General features: G+C 45.7%; 14 protein-coding genes. 4 read left to right on the top strand and 10 right to left on the bottom strand.

Annotation, left to right across the window (positions count from 1 at the left end; all coding sequences use genetic code 11):
* Window positions 1–3 precede the first annotated feature (3 nt).
* Window positions 4–1,290, bottom strand: coding sequence for a Gfo/Idh/MocA family protein (locus tag L0U88_RS09985; RefSeq protein WP_234865906.1), 1,287 nt, complete (start codon window positions 1,288–1,290; stop codon window positions 4–6).
* A 50-nt stretch (window positions 1,291–1,340) separates the two neighbouring features.
* Here L0U88_RS09985 and L0U88_RS09980 point away from each other — a divergent pair, with 50 nt between their 5' ends.
* Genes L0U88_RS09980 through L0U88_RS09970 form a run of 3 tightly spaced genes read left to right on the top strand, consistent with a single transcriptional unit; the run spans window position 1,341 to window position 3,906 of the window.
* Window positions 1,341–2,372, top strand: a complete 1,032-nt coding sequence (locus tag L0U88_RS09980) for an SMP-30/gluconolactonase/LRE family protein (protein WP_234865905.1) — start codon at window positions 1,341–1,343, stop codon at window positions 2,370–2,372.
* Between the two features lie 21 nt (window positions 2,373–2,393).
* Window positions 2,394–2,921, top strand: a complete 528-nt coding sequence (locus L0U88_RS09975) for a DinB family protein (protein ID WP_234865904.1) — start codon at window positions 2,394–2,396, stop codon at window positions 2,919–2,921.
* A 1-nt stretch (window position 2,922) separates the two neighbouring features.
* A complete protein-coding gene (locus tag L0U88_RS09970; protein ID WP_234865903.1) occupies window positions 2,923–3,906 on the top strand; it encodes a Gfo/Idh/MocA family protein in 984 nt (327 codons plus the stop codon).
* Window positions 3,907–3,908: 2 nt separating this feature from the next.
* On the opposite strand, the gene L0U88_RS09965 is transcribed toward L0U88_RS09970, so the two are convergent.
* The 5 genes from L0U88_RS09965 to L0U88_RS09945 are packed head-to-tail and all read right to left on the bottom strand — an operon-like array spanning window position 3,909 to window position 11,848.
* Window positions 3,909–6,239: a glycoside hydrolase family 20 protein gene (locus tag L0U88_RS09965; RefSeq protein ID WP_234865902.1), complete on the bottom strand. Its 2,331-nt coding sequence runs from the start codon at window positions 6,237–6,239 to the stop codon at window positions 3,909–3,911.
* Between the two features lie 41 nt (window positions 6,240–6,280).
* Window positions 6,281–7,267 carry a helix-turn-helix transcriptional regulator gene (locus L0U88_RS09960; RefSeq protein WP_234865901.1) on the bottom strand — a complete coding sequence of 329 codons (987 nt, stop codon included), beginning with the start codon at window positions 7,265–7,267 and terminating at the stop codon, window positions 6,281–6,283.
* Window positions 7,264–8,082: an aminotransferase class IV gene (locus L0U88_RS09955; RefSeq protein WP_234865900.1), complete on the bottom strand. Its 819-nt coding sequence runs from the start codon at window positions 8,080–8,082 to the stop codon at window positions 7,264–7,266. The genes L0U88_RS09960 and L0U88_RS09955 overlap by 4 nt, the downstream gene beginning before the upstream one ends.
* The gene (locus L0U88_RS09950) at window positions 8,079–9,239 is read right to left on the bottom strand and encodes a DmpA family aminopeptidase (protein ID WP_234865899.1); all 1,161 of its coding nucleotides are present in this window, start codon (window positions 9,237–9,239) and stop codon (window positions 8,079–8,081) included. Before L0U88_RS09950 ends, L0U88_RS09955 begins: the two co-directional genes overlap by 4 nt.
* Window positions 9,236–11,848 carry an MGH1-like glycoside hydrolase domain-containing protein gene (locus L0U88_RS09945; RefSeq protein WP_234865898.1) on the bottom strand — a complete coding sequence of 871 codons (2,613 nt, stop codon included), beginning with the start codon at window positions 11,846–11,848 and terminating at the stop codon, window positions 9,236–9,238. The genes L0U88_RS09950 and L0U88_RS09945 overlap by 4 nt, the downstream gene beginning before the upstream one ends.
* A gap of 98 nt (window positions 11,849–11,946) precedes the next feature.
* On the opposite strand from L0U88_RS09945, the gene L0U88_RS09940 reads away from it, so the two are divergent.
* Window positions 11,947–12,378 (top strand): CBS domain-containing protein, encoded by a 432-nt coding sequence (locus tag L0U88_RS09940; protein WP_234865897.1) that lies wholly within the window; start codon window positions 11,947–11,949, stop codon window positions 12,376–12,378.
* 76 nt (window positions 12,379–12,454) lie between these two features.
* Here L0U88_RS09940 and L0U88_RS09935 read toward each other — a convergent pair whose 3' ends face one another.
* The 4 genes from L0U88_RS09935 to L0U88_RS09920 form a co-directional block, all read right to left on the bottom strand.
* Window positions 12,455–14,569: an endonuclease MutS2 gene (locus L0U88_RS09935; protein ID WP_234865896.1), complete on the bottom strand. Its 2,115-nt coding sequence runs from the start codon at window positions 14,567–14,569 to the stop codon at window positions 12,455–12,457.
* 84 nt (window positions 14,570–14,653) lie between these two features.
* Window positions 14,654–15,991 carry a sensor histidine kinase gene (locus L0U88_RS09930; protein WP_234865895.1) on the bottom strand — a complete coding sequence of 446 codons (1,338 nt, stop codon included), beginning with the start codon at window positions 15,989–15,991 and terminating at the stop codon, window positions 14,654–14,656.
* A gap of 134 nt (window positions 15,992–16,125) precedes the next feature.
* Entirely contained in the window at window positions 16,126–17,160 is a 1,035-nt protein-coding gene (gene trhO / locus L0U88_RS09925; protein WP_234865894.1) for an oxygen-dependent tRNA uridine(34) hydroxylase TrhO, read from the bottom strand.
* A 75-nt stretch (window positions 17,161–17,235) separates the two neighbouring features.
* Window positions 17,236–19,704: a DUF5686 and carboxypeptidase regulatory-like domain-containing protein gene (locus L0U88_RS09920; protein WP_234865893.1), complete on the bottom strand. Its 2,469-nt coding sequence runs from the start codon at window positions 19,702–19,704 to the stop codon at window positions 17,236–17,238.
* Between the last annotated feature and the right edge of the window lie 2 nt (window positions 19,705–19,706).

Here is a 19,706-nt window from a genome sequence, read left to right as displayed (position 1 = left end):
GTTTCAAACCGGATAGGTCCAGGGCCCCCGATAAGGACGTTGCAAAAGTTTGGCAGCTTCCGGATCATTCAGGATCTGTTCCGTATCCACATTCCATTCGATACTTCTTCCTGCCTTGGCCGAAAGTATACCCAGCAAACTCATATTGGTGGATCGATGGCCGATTTCAATATCGCATACAGGTCGCCGTTTGTTTTCAACAGCTGCAATAAAATCCGCCCATAACTCCTTCACGTTGTGATTATCCACTGTATGAAGCTTCGGTTCTTCATGGATAACCGGCTTGTTTTTATTGGAGGGATAGAAAGTCCATCCGTCCAGCCACCCCAGATGGAAAGTTCCTTCCGTGCCATAGAAATAACAGCCTACATTGGTTTTTTCTGCTTCATTAGCTGCATAAAGCCGGTGTTCCCAAACCGCCTGAAAGGATTCAAATTCATAATTGACAACCTGGGTATCCGGTGCATCCGTAGTATCTTTTCTGATTTGACGGGAAGCGCTTGAAAATATCTTACGCGGCCCCTTTTCTTCTGTCCACCAGAGAATCTGATCCATCCAATGAATTCCCCAATCTCCTAACTGACCGTTGGCATAGTCCATGAATTGCCGGAACCCACGCGGATGTATAGCCGAATTGTACGGCCTGTAAGGTGCTGGTCCGCACCAGAAATCCCAATCCATTTCGGCAGGTGCTTCTGAATCCGGGATCTTCTCTCCCGGCCCGCCTCCATAATGAACAAAAGCTCTTACCATACCAATCTTACCGGCTTTTCCGGATCGCAAAAATTCCATGGCAGACATATTATGCGGGGATACCCTTCGATGGGTTCCAACCTGCACCACACTTTTAGCTGCCCTTGCTGCTTTTACCATTGCTTTACCTTCATTGATGGTATGCCCGATTGGTTTCTCTACATACACATGGGCTCCTGATTCAATGGCGGCAATACAGATCAACGGATGCCAGTGATCCGGCGTGGCAACAATCACAATCTCCGGCTTTTCCTTCTTCAGCAATTCACGGTAATCTTTATACGCTTTTGGCTGATCACCATTCAGTTTGTTGATTTCTGCGCCCGCGGCTTTGAGGTGCCGGCCATCCACATCACAAATTGCCACCACTTTGGAGGAACCCGCTGCAATTGCTTCCCGCAGAATATTCATGCCCCACCAGCCACAACCGATCAGGGCAGTTTTATATTTTGCATACTGCGTAAGCGGAATAATGCCAGGTAATACCGGTACCAGTAACCCTGTGGAAGAAAGCTTCAGGAATTTTCGACGTTGCATCAGCAGGCTTTTTTAGAAGTTGTATTTTCAGGTTATCAAACACGAATGCCATGCCACACTTTACTGAATTAAGTTACCGAAAAATTGCTGTGAAAGTCCTGACTTCCTGCAGTATTGGTTTTATCCTGGCCTGTTCTGGCACGCAAAACTATGAACAGATTGGTGCCATCGAAGAACTGGATCCGGCCTTTCGGGACCTGGTAACGAATGATGCAAAAGTAGAAATCATTGCAGACGGCTTTGAATGGAGTGAAGGACCCCTTTGGGTAGAATCCGAACAGATGCTGCTCTTTTCAGATATTCCCAATAATACCATTTTCAAATGGACCGAAAAAGCTGGCAAAGAACTTTACCTGAAACCAGCCGGTTATACCGGAGAAGCCCCCCGTGGTGGTGAACTTGGATCAAACGGATTATTGCTTGATAACACCGGCCAACTTATTTTATGCCAGCACGGTGATCGCCGGATAGCCCGGATGGATGCGCCGATCAACAAACCCGAACCCAAATTCACAACCCTTGCCGGTGAGTACCAGGGGAAAAAATTTGATAGCCCCAATGATGCGGTATTACATCCCAATGGGGATATCTATTTCACAGATCCGCCCTATGGACTTGAAAAATACATTGATGACAGTACCAAGGCAGCTCCTTACCAGGGTGTCTACCGGATAGGCACAAACGGAAAGGTAGATCTGCTGGTAGATAGTATCAACCGCCCGAATGGAATCGGGTTAATGCCCGATGGCAAAACTCTGATCGTTGCCAACTCAGAATCTGAAAAAGCAGTCTGGTATGCGTTCGATCTTGGAAATGGCGACAGCCTGACCAATGCCCGCATCTTTTTTGATGCCAGCAGTTATGCCAAAACTACTCCGGGCGGACCAGATGGTTTTAAAATTGATAAGGCCGGAAATGTGTATGCAACCGGTCCTGGTGGCATCTGGTTTTTTAACAAAGACGCCAAACCACTGGGGCGCATTAAATTACCCGTTGCCAGTTCCAACTGTGCTTTATCCGCAGATGAAAAAACACTGTACATTACGGCAGATATGTACCTGTTAAGGGTAAAGCTTCGCTAACACCAACAAACAAATAAAATCATGGCTGAATCAACCACACCTGCACTGGAATGGTGGCAAAGAGGCCCGATAGAGGATATTCATCCCATTTTTCAACCTGCTGCCCATGCCATACTGCAATCGAGAGATGAATTGCAGCAGTCACTTCAAAGCTTTCCCACAGCATTACTTTGGGAACCACTTTATGGTATGGCATCCATTGGTTTTCACCTGCAGCATATTGTTGGAGTACTGGATCGTTTGTATACCTATGCCAAAGAAAACAGTCTTTCGGATGAACAACTCAGTTACCTGAAAACGGAGGGTGTCCGAAATGAGCAAATTACCCTAAAGCAGTTACTTCAGGCAGTACATACTCAGGTAGAAAACTGTCTGCAGGAACTTTCCACCATGGGAGAAGATGCACCAACAGCAGTGAGATACATTGGTAGAAAAAGAATCCCAACCACCCAACTAGGACTGGTATTTCATGCCGCAGAACATATGATGCGCCACACCGGACAAGCACTGGTAACTGCCCGTGTATTGCAGGAACAAAGCACAACATGACATGAACGAAGCTAAAAACATTCGCTGGGGAATTTTGGGAGCCGGTAAAATAGCCCGGGCCTTCGCTACCGATTTCCAATACCTGAAAGGAGCAGAGCTACTCGCAATTGGATCGCGTGAAGCAGAAAAAGCTCAGGGATTTGCCAATGAATTTGCTATTCCCCAGGCGTTGAATTATGAAGACCTGATCCACCATCCTGACATCGACGCTGTTTATATTGCCACGCCCCACCCTTTTCATTTCAGCCAGGCTAGTGCAGCCTTACAAGCAGGGAAAGCCGTACTCTGCGAAAAACCAATTTGTGTGAACCAGGGTCAATTAAAGGACTTGATTTCGATTGCGAAAACCACCAATCAGTTTCTGATGGAAGCGATGTGGACCTATTTCATTCCCGCCCTGGAAGAAGCCAGGAACTGGGTTCGTGAAGGACGAATTGGTGACTTAAAATTAATCCAGGCTGATTTCTGCTTTCCTTCTGAACCGACTGTGGAACGATTGTGGAACCCGGCGCTGGCAGGGGGCGCTTTGCTGGATATTGGCATCTACCCTATTGCTTTCGCCAATTATTTTATGGATCGATTGCCGTATAAAATTACAGCCTCTGCTCATCTTGCTGCAAGTGGTGTGGACGAGCGTACCGGTGTCCTGCTCGAATTTGGAAGCACCAGCGCTAATCTTTATACCTCTATCGTTTCCAAAGGCACCAATACCGGTTACCTGTTTGGCAGTACCGGTTATATTAAATTACCCAGCTTCTGGCGCTCCACTACCATCGAACGCTATTCCAATGAGGATGAACTACTGGAAACCTGGTCGGATGGCCGTTCGACGAGAGGCTTTCATTTTGAAATGCAGCATGTTACAGATTGCTTACGTAAAGGGCTAACCGAAAGTCCGGTTATGCGTTTCGATCAATCCCTTCGTATCCAGGAAATCATGGACACTGTACGCCGGCAAATCGGGCTGAAGTTCCCTTTTGAATAAGCTTATTTCACCAGGATCTCATCCACAAACAACCAGGCGGCCTGTCCTTCTCCGGGATGTCCCTTCGGACAAGCTGGCAATACTTTTGCAGTTACCCGGATATAACGGGCCTGCTTAGGCGAAAACGCGATTCTGACATCTTCCAGCATTGATTTGGTTTCATCCGCCGCAATCCTGTTTGAATAGGTCCCTACCTGTTTAAAAGTTTTTCCATCTGTTGAAAGTTCAACACTTACACCAGTCGGGAAAAAGATCCAGTCCTTATAATGCTGCATCACCCCTACACTTACCTCCCGTACGGTTTGCAGTTGCTGCAAATCAATGGTTGCTACCATATCCTTTCCACTGAAGCCATGCCAGTATTTACCAACCTGCCCGGTTCCGCGAATACCATCCGTGAGTGAATTAGGACCATCCGCCATATAGGAATTGGAATTTGGGTATTGATAGGAAACGGTTTTCCCTGTTGCAAGATGTTTCACAAACTGTTGCACTGCTGGCTCATTTCCTTTCACCCGTCCATTTTTAACCGTTATGGCTTTCAATGTTGCATTGCCATTGATGGTAATCGGACTTGTATAAAACGGGCTTCCGGTAGTAGGATAAGATCCATCCAGTGTATAATGAATAGTCGCATCCAGCGCCTCCGTTTCCAATGCTACTTTTAATTGTCCGTCTGCTATCAGCGGCTTGATACCCACTGTAAAATTTCCTTCACTAAACCGAAATCCTTTTTGCGCCAGTCCGGTGAAATGTGCTTCCAGCCTGGTGCGAAAATCCACCCAGTTGCGCGCCTCGGGTTTTGACCAAACCACCTCAGCCAGCGCCATCATTCTGGGCAATAACATATATTCCAGGTGCTCGCGGGTTTCAATGGATTCTGTCCAGAGATTGCCCTGCGCACCCATTACATAGGTGGCAAATTCAGTGTTTCTGAGTTCCTGCGGAATAGGTTCATAAGCATATACTTTTTTAAGCGGATTAAAACCTCCAAATGCGATCGGCTCCCCGGCAGGACCAGCCTGGTAATGATCAAAATACAAGGGCGAGCCGGGTGTCATTACCACTGGATGTTTCATTTTAGCAGCCTCTATTCCGCCTGCTTCTCCTCTCCAACTCATCACCGTTGCGCCGGGAGCAAGTCCGCCTTCCAGGATTTCATCCCACCCTATGATCTGTCTTCCCTTTGCGTTCAGGTATTTTTCCATCCGCTTGATGAAATAACTCTGGAGTTCGTGTTCGTCTTTCAATCCCTCCTTTTTCATGCGTGCCTGGCATTTGCTGCACTGCTGCCAGGATCTTTTATCAACTTCATCTCCGCCAATATGTATCAGGCGGGATGGAAATAAGTCCAGTACTTCATCCAGCACATCCTGCAGAAATAGAAATGAACTATCGTTTCCGGCGCAATAGTTGGTTTGAATACCGGAAGGATATTGTCCGCCAGTTATCAATGCCTGTTGCTGTCCGGTGCAGGATAAAAATGGATAGGCAGATACTGCTGCTACAGAATGTCCAGGCATTTCAATCTCAGGAATGATGGTGATATTTCTTTCTGTGGCATAGGCAACAATTTCACGTATCTGCTCCTTGGTATAATACCCGCCATAAGTTGCTTTCTCCCCGGGTTGTGCAGCTTTGCGCTCATTCCAGGGAATTCCTGAACGGTCAACTCTCCAGGCAGCCATACTGGTTAAGGCAGGGTATTTATCAATCTGAATCCGCCATCCCGGATCGTCTGTAAGATGCCAGTGAAACACATTCATTTTATAAGCAGACAAGAGATCGATGATGTCTTTGATCGCCTGTGTCGCAAAAAAATGGCGGCTTACATCAATCATAATTCCCCGGTATCCAAAGCGGGGCTGATCGCGAATTTCCATAACCGGAATTTCCAGCCGGGCATTGGTGCGGATAGCTGGCAAACATTGCAGCAGTGATTGCATGCCATAAATCAGTCCGGCTTTGGAGGGTGCAGCCAACCTGATTTTGTCGGCTTGTACAGACAAAGTATATCCTTCCTTATTCAGAGCCAGGTTTTCTACCAGCAACAATTCAATGCTATTCGAAGCAGCATTTCCTACCGGTAAAGAATAACCGCTAATTTCTTTTATTCTCTTATTCAGGAAAACCCCTGCTTCTGCCAGATCCGAAAAGGCAGGGTTATACCGGATTTGTGTGCTTGGCAGAATGGTAAACTGTCCTTTTCCCCTCACCAATTCGAGTGGTTTGGGAATAATATGGATAGGTTTGTCTGTTATGGTTTCCTGCGCTGATACATTATTATTCAGCAATAAAAAGAGCAGGATTCCCAACCAGGTAGTTTGCTTCATACTCAGAAATTAAATCCTGTAAAATTAGGAGGATATGCAACTTAAATTTTACTAGAGTGCTGTTGTAAAGTATCAGATGCTGCTTCTATTTTACCCTGCACTCCAGCAGCGATCTTATATACATCCTGCCGCAGTTTTTCAGGATATAAAATGGTTGCAATATCGCCGAACATGATCACCCAGCGGGCAAATCCCATTAAGGAGGGGCACATGAATTGCAATTCCATTTCATCCCCATAGTCTGTTTCGCGTATCAGTCCCATATAAAATTTCTGATCGCCCAGGTAATGAAGATATTTTTTCGGAATACGAATGATTATTTCTTCAATAGGATGTTCTGATTCCGACTTTCTGATATATTCCTGGAGACTGATATGCTGTTTCGTAAAAGATTCGTCTGTGAGTTGCAGGGCTTCGATTCGGTCAAGCCTGAAATCGCGGTAATCGGCCCGCATCCTGCAATATGCTATCAGGTGCCATTGCCCGCCCATGAAAAACAAACCCAGCGGTTCAATGATTCGACTGGTTTTCTCCCTTTTATAGTTGGAAAAATAGCGGATAGAAACTGCTTTTTTTGTAGCGACACTGTTTAGAATTGTTTGCTGCAATTTCAGATCCGGTTGTTCTGATAAGGAACCACGCTGACTCAATACCTCAATATGCCCTTCCATATTTTCCAGCAGGTCTTTTTCGCTGGATCGCAAAACAGCCCTCACTTTATACATGGCCGATTGAAAGGCATTCCTGGAACCAGCATCCGTAAACTTCTCCATCAGCTTTTCTGCTGTGAGAAAAGAGATCGCTTCTTCTTTGGTGAACATAACGGGAGGAAGCCGGTATCCCTCCATAATGCTATATCCCTGTCCTGCTTCCCCAATTACTGGTACGCCGGATTCTTCAATAGCTTTAATATCCCGATAAACCGTGCGCAGGCTGATACCAAACCGGTTGGCAATATCCTGCGCTTTTACAAGCCGCCGGGATTGCAACTGGATTAATATGGCTGTTAGTCGGTCGATTCGATTCATGCCGGTAGTAGCTTGGAATATTCTTCAAATAAAACGCGGCTTAATTCACCCGGACCGCCAGTTCCTACCGGTATTCCGTCTACAACAGCAACCGGAGTAAGCAATTTGGTGGTACTGGTAATAAACGCTTCCCTTGCTGTTTTGAATTCATTCAGGTGAACAGGCCGGGTTTCAATCCTGGTGATCTTTTCAGCCACCTGCAGAATTTTCTTTCTGGTTATTCCCTGTAATACCTGCTCTCCCGGTGTTACCAGTACACCTGTTGCAGTAACCAGGAAAATATTGGCCCTCGGACACTCGCTGATCCAGCCCCCCTGATGATAGAGCACTTCATCGGCTCCTGCTTTTTTAACTTCATCCTGTATCCAAACAGCCATGAGATAATCAATAGATTTTATCAGTGGCAACTGACGCTGATGTGCATACGAAAATAACCGGATGCCCTTTTCTGACAGGGTATCCGGCAGTTGAACAGATTGTCCACTCATCAATAGATTCGGTTCATGAATAGAATAACCATCCGGTGCATAACCCGCAGTAAGTGTCATCCGGATGCCTGCATCCGACCATTGATTCATCTCAATCAATTGGTGAATCTGTTTGGTTAATGATTCCCTGCTTAGGGTAATGGGCAATCGAAGTAATCTGGCTGATTCCCAAAAGCGATCTAGATGGTCATCCAGGAATACCGGCTGTCCACCCATAACCTTAAAGAAATCAAACATGCCATACCCTCTTTGCAGGGCCATATCCTGAATGCCGATCATTGCATTATCGGTGTTGCAGAATTCTCCATTGATGCAGGCGTAGTTCATTTGGGTATTTTATGATAGGTTTTTAAAAGCTCCTGCAATTTGGGCAGGGGTATGGAGGATATTGTTCTTCCTTTATAACCTTTGACAGTTACAGCCATAAAGAGAGAGTTCAGAATAGCTTCTTCGGTGGCTTCAATAGCAGCCATAAAAAGGGGCGACATCCCATCATTGCTGAGGTTTTGGATGGTCTGCACCGGGTTGGGCGCATTATGGGAAATCCGGTTGCCTTTGAATGTGGAAAAAGCAATTACATAATCACCGCTTCCATTTGAAGCAATTCCACCTGTTTTGGCAAGTCCCATAAAAGCTCTTTTAGCAAGTCGTTCTAGGTTACGGGCATCAATTGGTGCATCGGTTGCCACCACAATCATACAGGAGCCATCCACCCGATTCTGCAGGTGGTTACTAAATGAAAACTGATTCCATAATTCCCCAACCGGAATGCCATCCACTTGTAACACACCCCCAAAATTGGTTTGAACCAAAACCCCCACTGTATATCCCCCCAAACTGGCGGGCAGTGCACGTGAGGAAGTACCAATCCCTCCTTTAAAATTAAAACAAACGGTTCCTGTACCGGCTCCTACTGTGCCCTGTTCCACCTTACCGGAATCTGCAGCCGCAATTGCTTTCCAGACATGCTCCTCTTTCAGATGCATGCCACGGATATCATTTAACCAACCATCGTTGGTTTCTCCAACCAATGCATTAACTGATTGTACCGATTCATTGCCGGGTTGTTGCAGTGTATGGTTGACCAATGCCTGCATCGCAACCGGAACACTAAGCGTATTGGTAAGTGCGATTGGAGTCTCCAGGTTACCAAGTTCCATTACCTGTGTTGAACCGGCCAGTTTGCCAAATCCATTGCCTACAAAAATGGCCGCCGGAACTTTTTCCTGAAACAGATTGCCACTATGAGGCAGGATAACGGTTACACCTGTCCGAACTGAATCACCCTGAACAAGTGTATGATGGCCAACTTTAACCCCTGTAACATCCGTTATGGCATTCCATTTTCCAGTTGCCATAACACCAATTTCCAACCCAAGCTCACGGGCGGTTTTAGGCGCAGCAGGGCCCGACTTATCCTGCGCATGCAGCAGCAAAGGAAAGAGCAAACTCACAGCCGGGAGTAAACGAATGATTAGTCTCATGATCCGGGATGCCTGGGGTGTAATAATTTAGATACCAGTCCGGTCCACCCGGTTTGATGGGAAGCACCCACACCCCTTCCATTATCGCCATGGAAGTACTCAAAAAACAGAATATAATCCTTGAAATAGGGATCTTTCTGTAACAGATCATAGTGACCAAATACAGCCCTTCTTCCCTGCTCATCCCTTCTGAATATTTTCAGGAGGCGACTGGAAATTTCATCAGCTACCTGGTCGAGGTTCAGAAATTTTCCACTACCGGTTGGATATTCAACTTTCAATGCATCGCCATAATAGAAATGATAGCGTTGAAGCGATTCGATCAACAGGTAGTTAAGCGGAAACCAAATTGGGCCCCGCCAGTTGGAATTTCCTCCAAACATGCTGCTGTCCGATTCTGCAGGGAGGTATTTTACACCAAAGCGATTCCCGTCCACCCTGATCTCATAGGGATGATCTTCATGGTATTTGGAAAGCGCTCTTAATCCGTAGTCACTCAAAAACTCGGTCTCATCTAAAAGGCGGGTAAGTATAGCAACCAATTTATCTGCCCGGATCAGGGAAAGCAGGTGCTTGGAATTGGAGAGCATATTTGACCATTCGGAAATTACAGAGGCATAAGCGGATTTATTTTTCAGAAACCAATCCATCCTTTCCACGAATTCCGGAATTTGCTGAAAGAGTTCATGCTCGATTACTTCCACTGCAAAAAGAGGAATGATTCCGACCATGGAGCGCACTCTGAGTGTTTGTTCCGACCCATCCGGTTTTTTAAGCACATCGTAATAAAACTGATCCTCCTCATCCCACAATCCATTTCCTTTGGCACCAAAACTGTTCATGGCTTTGGCGATATAAACAAAATGTTCGAAGAACTTCGTCGCCATATCTGCATATACATGATTGTGCTTGGCCAATTCCAGTGACATGCGCAACAGGTTAAGACAGTACATCGCCATCCAGGATGTTCCATCGCTTTGCTCCAGGTGTCCGCCACCAGGCAACGGCGCACTGCGATCAAATACACCAATGTTATCCAGTCCAAGGAATCCACCCTGGAAAATATTGTTACCATCGTGGTCTTTTCGGTTAACCCACCACGTGAAATTCAGGAGGAGTTTATGATAGACTGATTCCAGGAACTTCAGATCGCCAACTCCGCCATTATTGATCTTGTCAATTTCATACACCCGCCAGGTAGCCCATGCATGAACAGGTGGGTTTACATCACCAAAATTCCATTCATAGGCAGGGAACTGTCCATTGGGATGCATGTACCATTCCTTCGTGAGCAAACTGATCTGCCCTTTTGCAAAACTGGGATCGAGGTAAGCCAACGGTATGCAATGAAAAGCCAGGTCCCAGGCTGCATACCAGGGGTATTCCCATTTATCAGGCATCGATATTATATCCGCATTGTTGAGATGTGTCCAATCGTTGTTCCGGCCCCAGGCCCGGTTAAAAGGTGCAGGCTTATTGGGGTCTCCCTGCATCCATTGCTCCACATCGTAGTAGTAAAATTGCTTACTCCAAAGCATTCCGGCAAATGCCTGCCGCTGAATCATGCGATCCTCCTGCGACAATACCACACGCTGCTTATCTGCGTAAAAACCATCCGCTTCAGCAAGGCGCTGCCAGAAGATGGCATCGAAATCATGAAAGGGATAATCCAGTGCTTCCTTACTCAACCTTAATTGCAAACTAACAGTTTCGCCTGCCCGAAGCATCAGGTTGTAATGGGCTGCTGCCTTGGTGCCTGTTTTGGCTTTATTTACTACGGTTCTTTTTCGCTGAACGATATAATCATTGACCCCATCCTTTGCATAGGGCTGAATCCCTTTCTTTCCGTAGAGTCGTTTTGCATTGGTTTCGTTTTCACAAAACAGCAACTCCGGGTTCCCATTGCAATAAAGGTGATAGGTTCCCATCTTACGGTGATTGGCGATTATATTGCTGCCCTCCGCATGCATTTCAGGTTTGTAATCGTCGCGTCCCCAGGACCACGTATTGCGAAACCAAAGGGTTGGCAATAAGGAAATCCCTGCAGCTTCCTTGTGGCGATTGGCTACTGAAATTTTGATAAGGATATCAGTCGGACTTGCTTTCGCGTATTCAATGAAAACATCAAAATAATCTCCGTTGTCAAAGATGCCCGTATCCAGCAATTCATATTCTGATTCTTCCCGGCTTCTGCGATCATTTTCAGCATATAATAAGTCGTATGGAAAGGGCTGTTGAGGATATTTATACAACATCTTCATGTAGGAATGGGTTGGGGTGGAATCCAAATAATAATAGAGTTCCTTTACATCTTCCCCATGATTTCCCCTTGGACCTGTAAGGCCAAATAAGCGCTCCTTGATCCAGGGATCTTTTTTGTTCCAGAGCCCTAATGAGAAACAGAGTGTCTGGTGATGATCCGATATGCCGCCAATTCCATCTTCTCCCCAGCGATAAGCATAGGATCTGGCCATATCATAGGTAACATATTCCCAGGTATTTCCATCTTCACTATAATCTTCCCTTACTGTACCCCATTGACGATCAGACACATAGGGACCCCACCTTTTCCATTTCGGATCATTTAGTCGTTGCTGCTCTTCGTTCATCTATTCTCGTTTCGGTTCAGCAGTAAAGATAAGGACTCCCCTGCTTTTCGTATTATCGGAATAAATATGTAACTTAAAGGGAACTCTAAAGTTTCGATATGAAAAAAGTAGCAGACATCCTCGCCCGAAAGAACAGGCACCTGGTTAGTGTGGTTCCCAACACTACCGTACTCGATGCGCTCAAGATCATGAGCGATCACAACATTGGATCTATCCTGGTGATTGATTCCGATGGTCAGTATAATGGAATTCTTACCGAGCGTGATTATGCGCGTAAAGTAATCCTGAAAGGCAAATCCTCCACAGATACCCGTGTGCATGATATTATGTCTACTGAATTGCCGCGTATTAGTCCGGATAGCACCATAGAGGAGTGTATGCAGTTAATGTCTGCCAATAATATCCGCTACCTGCCGGTATTCAATAACAATTATTTAGTTGGCATCATATCCGTTAACGACGTGATCAAAGCGGTGATTGCTAACCAGGAAGAAACAATTTCGCATTTGCAATCTTATATACACTCGTAAACGTGAAAGGTGAAACGTCAGACGTGAAAAATAGTGAAAAGTGAAAGGTGAAAAGTGAAATAGGAATATTCACCTTTCACTTTTCACGTTCTTTCACTTCCTTCTCCCTCACCATCACCAGGTCCTTCAGGTCTACCTGCATGGGTAAGAGACCTATTTTTACCACCGCGCGTTTACCGCGGAGCTCAATTACCTCTCCAACCTGGTGATTGCGTTTCATTTTAACCTTGCTGCCAACAGCAATTTCACCAGCGATTTCATCAAATTTGGATTCAATTTTTTTCTGAAGTTTGTTGACTACCTTCTGGTCGTCTTTCTTAAATAGCAGGGAGAACATTTCCTTCATTACTTTCTCCTTGTTTTCTGTTTTTTTCCATTCCAGCAAGATCTGTTTGATCTTACGCTCCATGTCTTTAAGGTACGCGATCCGGTCTTCGGTGATCTTATTCTGCTGCTTCAGTAATTCCACCTGCTGGCGATGTTTTTCCTTATCCATCACCTGCTCCATCTCCTTTTTCAGCTTTTCATTTTCACGCAGCAGTTTGTTGAGTTCCTTTTCCTTTTTTTCCAGCTCCCGCAGATCCTGTTCAGTTCTGTTTAGCAATTTGTCCAGTCGGAAATGATCTTCATCCACCATACTCCGGGCCCGGTCGATCAATCGCTTATCCAGCCCTATTCGTTGTGCAATTGAAAAGGTATAGGAAGAGCCCGGCTTGCCAATGATAAGTTTATACATGGGTAACAGGTTCTCCTCGTCGAATGCCATCGCACCATTGATAATACCTGGCGTTTTATTCGCCATTACTTTCAGATTCAGGTAGTGCGTGGTTACTATTCCCATGGCATGCTTACGCGCAAGTTCTTCCATGATCACCTCAGCAAAAGCTCCTCCCAGGTTAGGATCCGATCCACTTCCCAGTTCATCAATAAAGAACAAGGTTTTACCATTCGCCACCTCCATAAAATGTTTCATGTTTTTGAGGTGCGAACTATAAGTACTCAATTCAAATTCGAGGCTTTGTGTATCTCCGATATGAATCATGAGTTGCTTGAAGATGCCAAAAACCGAGGAAGGATGCACCGGTACCAGCAATCCGGCCTGCACCATCATCTGGGTTAGGCCAACCGTTTTCATGGTTACCGTTTTCCCTCCGGCATTGGGACCACTGATTACGAGTATCCGGTTTTTATCATCCAGGGTCAGTGTTACCGGAATGGTTGGTTTTTCCGCGCGTTTATTATAGAGATATAACAGCGGATGGTACGCATTTACCAGGTGAATATGCGCTTTGTCCAATACTACCGGGTACTCTCCGTTATAATCCTGCGCAAACCTTGCTTTGGAACGGATAAAATCAAATTCACCACAGATCTGCAGATAGGTATTCAGCAACGGTGCATGTGATGATAACTGCGCGGTCAGGCTGCGTAGAATACGGTATACTTCCCTGCTTTCTTCATTTTCCAGGGAATAAACTTCATTGTTCAGCTCGATGGTTTCTTCCGGTTCAATGAAGGCTGTTTTCCTGGTATCACTCTCGCCGTGAAGGATTCCTTTGATCAATCGTTTCTGTTCGGCGAATACTGCCACTACTCTTCTGCCATTCAGGAATGATTCTTCGATGTCTGCGAGATATCCCTGCTTATTCAGTTTCTGAATGATGCGTTCAAAAACTCTTCGCAGATCGTTTCGCTTTTTGTACAGGCTGATCCTGATCCTTCTCAATTCCTCGGAGGCATTATCCAGCACATTGCCATTTTCATCCAGCACCTCATTAATGGCAACCTGTATGGACTTTTCGTAATAACTGTTTTCAATTACCTGGGTTAAACCGGGATAGGTTTCTCTGCGTTCGTTGTCAAACCAGCGAAAGAGTCGCTCCATATTCTCAGCCAGTTTTCTTACCTGAACAAACTGCTCTCCGGATAAGACCGCGCCCGGGATTCCCAGCAGTTTTAACTCCTTGGAAAGATTGGCGATAAACTCATTGGGAAAATACACCGCATGCTGCAATAAACCCCGATATTCATGCGTCTGACGCAGTTCTGTTTCAATATAAGATAACCTGGTATGGATGCGAAGGTCCTGCGCTTTCAGGCGGGCATATTCAGTTTTACAATGCGCTTCTAAAAGGGTCCTGATTTTATCAAACTCCAGCTGTACAATCGCCGACTCCGGGAACAATTTCATAGGCCGCAAAGTTAACGATTTCCCTCACTCCGCCTTGGTCGTTGGTGATGGTCCGGGTGGTATCCACCAAAGGGCGGAGTGAAATCAGCGTTTGGGAAGCGTGAAACAAAACTCACTCCCCTGGCCCTCTTCAGAATGGATGGTGAGCCAGCCACCATTTCGGTGCAGGTATTCCCGACATAACATCAGCCCGATACCGGTTCCGGCTTCCTTATTGGTGCCCTGAGTAGTGAAAAATGCATTTTCCTGGAGTTTGGAAATGGTTTCGGCAGACATGCCAGCGCCATTGTCTTTTACATACACTTCAATATGGCTGTCCATTTCCCTGGAGCCGATTTCAACCTGGCCGTTTTCCGGTGTGAATTTCAATGCATTGCTCACCAGGTTGCGCAGCACCAGTTGGGTCATATCCTTATCCGCCCACACCAGCTTATTTTCCTGTAAGCGATTTTTTACCTGGATAGATTTCCCTGATGCCTGCAAGCGTACCTGCCCAACCACTTCCTGCGTCAGCAGTGCCAGGTTCAATTCTTCCGGATGCGCCGCCGCAGCCTGTAACTGGCTTTTTGCCCATTGCAACAGATTTTCCATCAGGTTGGTAGTAAACTGCATTTCCTGGTTGATATCCGGGATCATCATCTTTACTTCCTCAGCAGGCATATCATACTGTTCAATATTTCGAAACAGGTTTTTTAGTGCATACATGGGTGTGCGAAGATCATGCGCAATAACAGAGAACAATTTATTCTTGAGTGAATTCAAATCACTCAACTGGGCTGATTGCTGTTCCACCAGTTTTTTCTGTGCCTGTAATTTTTGATTGGACTGCAGGAGCTCCTGCTGGTAGCCGGTATTTTCTTTTTTGATCAGGTACAATGCATAAAATATAAAGAACAGCGCCAGTAAATGATTGACGATGAAAAATGGATAATTAAGTGTGGATAACTGGATGGGATAATCCCGTTTCAAAACATACACCAGAATATAACAAACTGCTGCAATGGCACCACAAAAAATCGCCTGCCAGATTTTGGGGAGAAAGAATACAGATAAAACACCATACAGAACAAAGAACAACTCAATTCCAAGATCCAGATCAGCCGCATATACCATGGTACTGAGCACCGGGTAACAGGTGAAATAGGTCATCAGGGCTGTGGTTGTTTTGCCATAATAATTAAAAAGCAAAACTGTCCCACTGATAAAGGCTGGGGAACAGGCAACGATCCAGGCAATCAGAGGCAATTGATCGTTGTTTAACATTCCTGCAATCGGAAGGCATAAACCAGTTAACAAGCCCAGCCAGTTAAGCCGGTTAAAGATGCGCATTTTGCGAGTCTCCAACGGATCTACTACTATTTCAGCGCTTTCTACCTTTTCTTTATGAACCCAACCTGATTTCAACAACAGCAAATTGATCATGGCACGGCGGTTTATTCGGTCTTACACAGGTTATAAAACGATAATCAATCGCTTGTATTGTACCTACGAATTTTCGATTCTACCAGATTTATGCCTGATCATTTTACCCGACCGGTGGCACCGGCCGGGTGAGGTTAGGAATTGATCCGCGGGCGCAGACGTGCACGGGATTTATTGAAGATATTCTGGTCTTTAATAATGCCTTTACGTAAAGCCTTCTGCTCTTCCAGTGGCAGATGGGTCACCTCCTGGCATTCTGTACTGCAACAACCCTCATATTTTTCAGCGCATTTTTTACACTGAATAAAAAGGAGATGACAACCCTCATTGGCACAGTTGGTATGATCATCGGCTGGTTCTCCACACTGGTGACAACGAGCTATAATTTCTTCTGTTATCCGCTCTCCCAAACGGTTGTCAAATACGAAATTCTTACCCTTGAATTTATTCGGGAGGCCTAACTCTTTCGCCTTGTTCGCATATTGAATGATTCCTCCTTCCAGGTGGAAAACGTTCCTGAATCCTTTATGCAACAGATAGGCACTGGCTTTTTCACAGCGAATACCTCCTGTGCAATACATTATGATATTCTTATCCTTATCCTCCTGTAGCATATCTACCGCCATGGGTAATTGCTCGCGGAAGGTATCACTCGGCACTTCAATGGCACGTTCAAAATGACCTACTTCGTACTCATAGTGATTGCGCATGTCCACCACGATGGTATTGGGATCATCCGTCAACTGATTGAAGGTAACCGCATCCACATAGCGTCCTTTGTTACGCATATCAAATGCAGGATCCTCAATTCCATCCGCCACGATCTTATCGCGCACTTTAATTTTCAGTACCCAAAAGGATTTCCCATCGTCATCCACAGCGATGTTCAGGCGCAGGCCGTTTAAGGGCTCGATACTGTACAGATAATTGCGGAACGCTTCAAAATTGGGGGTCGGTACACTGATTTGTGCATTGATACCCTCCTGCGCCACATAGATCCTTCCAAACACTTTCAATGCATTCAGGTGTACATACAACTGATCCCTGAAAGCCTGTGGATCTTCAATAAAAAAATACTGATAAAAGGAAATGGTGGTCCGGGGTTCGGTTTCCTCCATCAAACGACGTTTCAGCTCCTCCTGGGAGATACGATTGTGTAATACGGCCATTTTAGTTGAAATTTTAAGGACACTTGCCTGGTGAACAAAATTTCTGTTGCGCCGCAAAGGTAGGGAAATAACGCCTTAATCAGTAGCGCCAAAAGAAAAGCCCCGGATAGATAACCGCCCGTAAGTTCCTGCAAACCGGCCCTGATCAAAGGTGAATACCATATCCACCCGCATGATTTTCAGGATATTCTCCAACCCCAGGAGCACTTCGCCATAATGCCGGTTGCCATCCAGCCAAAGTGCATTAACGCCCCCCACCAGGAACCAGTTCAATTGGCGGAAGCCTGGAATTTTATTCGTCAATAAGCCATTGAGGTGGTGTTCCACATGGCCTTCCATCCACAACCGTGAAGCATTACTGAATTTGTAATAAGGTAATCCCTGGAAGCTGGTCATATAAGGTGTTGCAAACAGGAGCTGGTTTCCATTAAAATGTTTGAAATCCGGAACCTGCACCGCATCGCGCTGCAGGAACCCTCCCACAGCCACCGAGTATTGAAATAATCCTCCAATCTTCAGATTCAGATCATCCCGTATGCCAGTTTCCCATTTCAGGTAATCAACATCCGAACCGAGGATTCCTTTCCAGCCCTTGGTTAGCCCCACCGACATTGACGGGTATTTTGACCCCAAATTCAATTTTCGATCAGGGAATTCCACAAACCGCAATCCTGGCTTCCAGGTGATGTTCAATTCAGTGGTAAATGCCTGGAGTGCCTCCATTGGAGCCAGTAGGAGATTACCTGGTAAATTCGGCGTATACTCCCGGTCTTTCAGATTTCTCCACTTATAATCAGTGCTATTATTCACCGACCAGCGATCCTGATACTGCATACCTCCCATCACAACAAACCCGTTATTCAACTCTTTCCGGTATTGCATTTTACCATACCAGGCTTCATACAGTTTCATATAGTTCAGTTCCCGCCAGAGGGTAGCAAAACTATTCACCAGCGGTCCCACCGGTGCTTCATTGTTGAATTGAAAAATATATTTTCCACCACCAAAGCTCAGGCTGGATGGATTGCGGGTACCGAAGTTATAAACGCCCTGAACCCTGGCATTCAAATGCCCGTTGCTGAATCCATACCGGAAGGTTGGCTTAATACTGATGGAGCGACCCGTGTTCAACGAATCCAAGCGTTTTGTCCAGACCCCGGAAGCAGCTATGGCCAGTCCCTCTATGGTATTAAAACTCACCGACTGTATGACAGGATTCACACTGATGGTTACCCGCTTTTTCTGAATACTGAAATTTTCTCCCGTCAACAACAAGGCAACAGGAGAAACCTTGTTTCGGATTCGATCCAGCGAATCAAGATAACGGGGATCCTTACGTGCCTGCTCCAAACTATCCTTCCTTCTGTAGTCCAGTATCTCTTCCGGCTGCAAGGGTAGCGGCCGGATGGAATCCCAGTACCCCACAGATTTTCGGTTAGACCCCTCATTGTACTTCATCACAATATTGTTGAAATGCTTGGGTGCAAATTCCGGCTCCAGGTCAAAATCCGAATATACCGTTACCGAGCTGCCTATCACGTCAAAGCCAAATCGTTTTACCGTTGGATACAGTACCTGTTTGCGGATCACCCACTGCCTGGTATCATAGGGCGCATATAGCTGTTCCACCTGCAGGGTATCCAGAATTTCCATCTGAGATGTTTTCAAGAGTTCCAGTTGGAGACTATGGATCCGCCAGTCATTTTCCGTAATGAAAATGGTACCTGAAAATACCGGTTCATATTTTCGTTTAGGGATCACCTTTATACGATTAATTTCCCTGCCTTCCTCCCAGAAACTACCTTCGTATTGATACCTGTAATAGTACAGGGCATTGTTGGCAATCGGACTGATAAATCCGCGTTGGTTCAACCCCTGTACTACGATGCTGTTCTGGTAAAAATTAATAATGCGCGGCAAACTTAGTCCGAATGAATTGCTGTTTCCACTTACCCTTGTGGATAATACCTCCAGTTTATCCAGTCCCGCCTCCTTCACCGAATACCTCGATACCGTTTCGCTCAGATAAAGAATTTTCCGCTTACTGGTATCACCGTCTTCAAAATCAACTTTTTGTCCGAAAAATTTGGTAGGAAAATCGCGCAACTGCAACTGCTCCTTTGTATATACCATACACTGAAAGCCGCTTAATTCTTCCAGGTGTTCCTTTCTTTTGCGAATGGCATTCCTGATAATTTCATAAGCAGGATCCTCCGCCCCCGGTTTAACCACCACCTCTTTGAGGCTGGCCTGCTGTAGAACAAGGGTGAAGCTTAATTGCATGGCTGCAGCCTGAACAATTATTTCCTGTTCCTGTCGGGTATAACCCACGTGCTGTGCCACCAGGGTGAGCTTTCCTTCCGGTAAATTCAATTGAAAAAATCCATTTACGCCCGAGGTAGTACCCTGCTGTCCATTTTTGACATAAACCGATGCATACGGCAACGGCTTTCCCTGTTCATCCCGTACATACCCGCTTACCATTCCGGCATGAAGCAGTGTTTGCTGCAGGAGCAATAAAAAAACCAACCCAATTTTTTGCATAC

This window comes from Flavihumibacter fluminis (assembly GCF_021491375.1).
In the GTDB taxonomy this organism is placed as follows: domain Bacteria; phylum Bacteroidota; class Bacteroidia; order Chitinophagales; family Chitinophagaceae; genus Flavihumibacter; species Flavihumibacter fluminis.
Note: the sequence above shows the minus strand (reverse complement) of the source record. Positions and strands in the feature narration are given on the sequence as shown.

Coding starts and splice junctions, on each gene's coding strand:
- L0U88_RS09975 (WP_234865904.1), top strand. CDS start 2,394: ATGGCTGAATCAACCACACCTGCACTGGAATGGTGGCAAAGAGGCCCG.
- L0U88_RS09965 (WP_234865902.1), bottom strand. CDS start 6,239: ATGAAGCAAACTACCTGGTTGGGAATCCTGCTCTTTTTATTGCTGAAT.
- L0U88_RS09950 (WP_234865899.1), bottom strand. CDS start 9,239: ATGAGACTAATCATTCGTTTACTCCCGGCTGTGAGTTTGCTCTTTCCT.
- L0U88_RS09955 (WP_234865900.1), bottom strand. CDS start 8,082: ATGAACTACGCCTGCATCAATGGAGAATTCTGCAACACCGATAATGCA.
- L0U88_RS09985 (WP_234865906.1), bottom strand. CDS start 1,290: ATGCAACGTCGAAAATTCCTGAAGCTTTCTTCCACAGGGTTACTGGTA.
- L0U88_RS09980 (WP_234865905.1), top strand. CDS start 1,341: ATGCCACACTTTACTGAATTAAGTTACCGAAAAATTGCTGTGAAAGTC.
- L0U88_RS09940 (WP_234865897.1), top strand. CDS start 11,947: ATGAAAAAAGTAGCAGACATCCTCGCCCGAAAGAACAGGCACCTGGTT.
- trhO (WP_234865894.1), bottom strand. CDS start 17,160: ATGGCCGTATTACACAATCGTATCTCCCAGGAGGAGCTGAAACGTCGT.
- L0U88_RS09935 (WP_234865896.1), bottom strand. CDS start 14,569: ATGAAATTGTTCCCGGAGTCGGCGATTGTACAGCTGGAGTTTGATAAA.
- L0U88_RS09920 (WP_234865893.1), bottom strand. CDS start 19,704: ATGCAAAAAATTGGGTTGGTTTTTTTATTGCTCCTGCAGCAAACACTG.
- L0U88_RS09970 (WP_234865903.1), top strand. CDS start 2,923: ATGAACGAAGCTAAAAACATTCGCTGGGGAATTTTGGGAGCCGGTAAA.
- L0U88_RS09945 (WP_234865898.1), bottom strand. CDS start 11,848: ATGAACGAAGAGCAGCAACGACTAAATGATCCGAAATGGAAAAGGTGG.
- L0U88_RS09930 (WP_234865895.1), bottom strand. CDS start 15,991: ATGATCAATTTGCTGTTGTTGAAATCAGGTTGGGTTCATAAAGAAAAG.
- L0U88_RS09960 (WP_234865901.1), bottom strand. CDS start 7,267: ATGAATCGAATCGACCGACTAACAGCCATATTAATCCAGTTGCAATCC.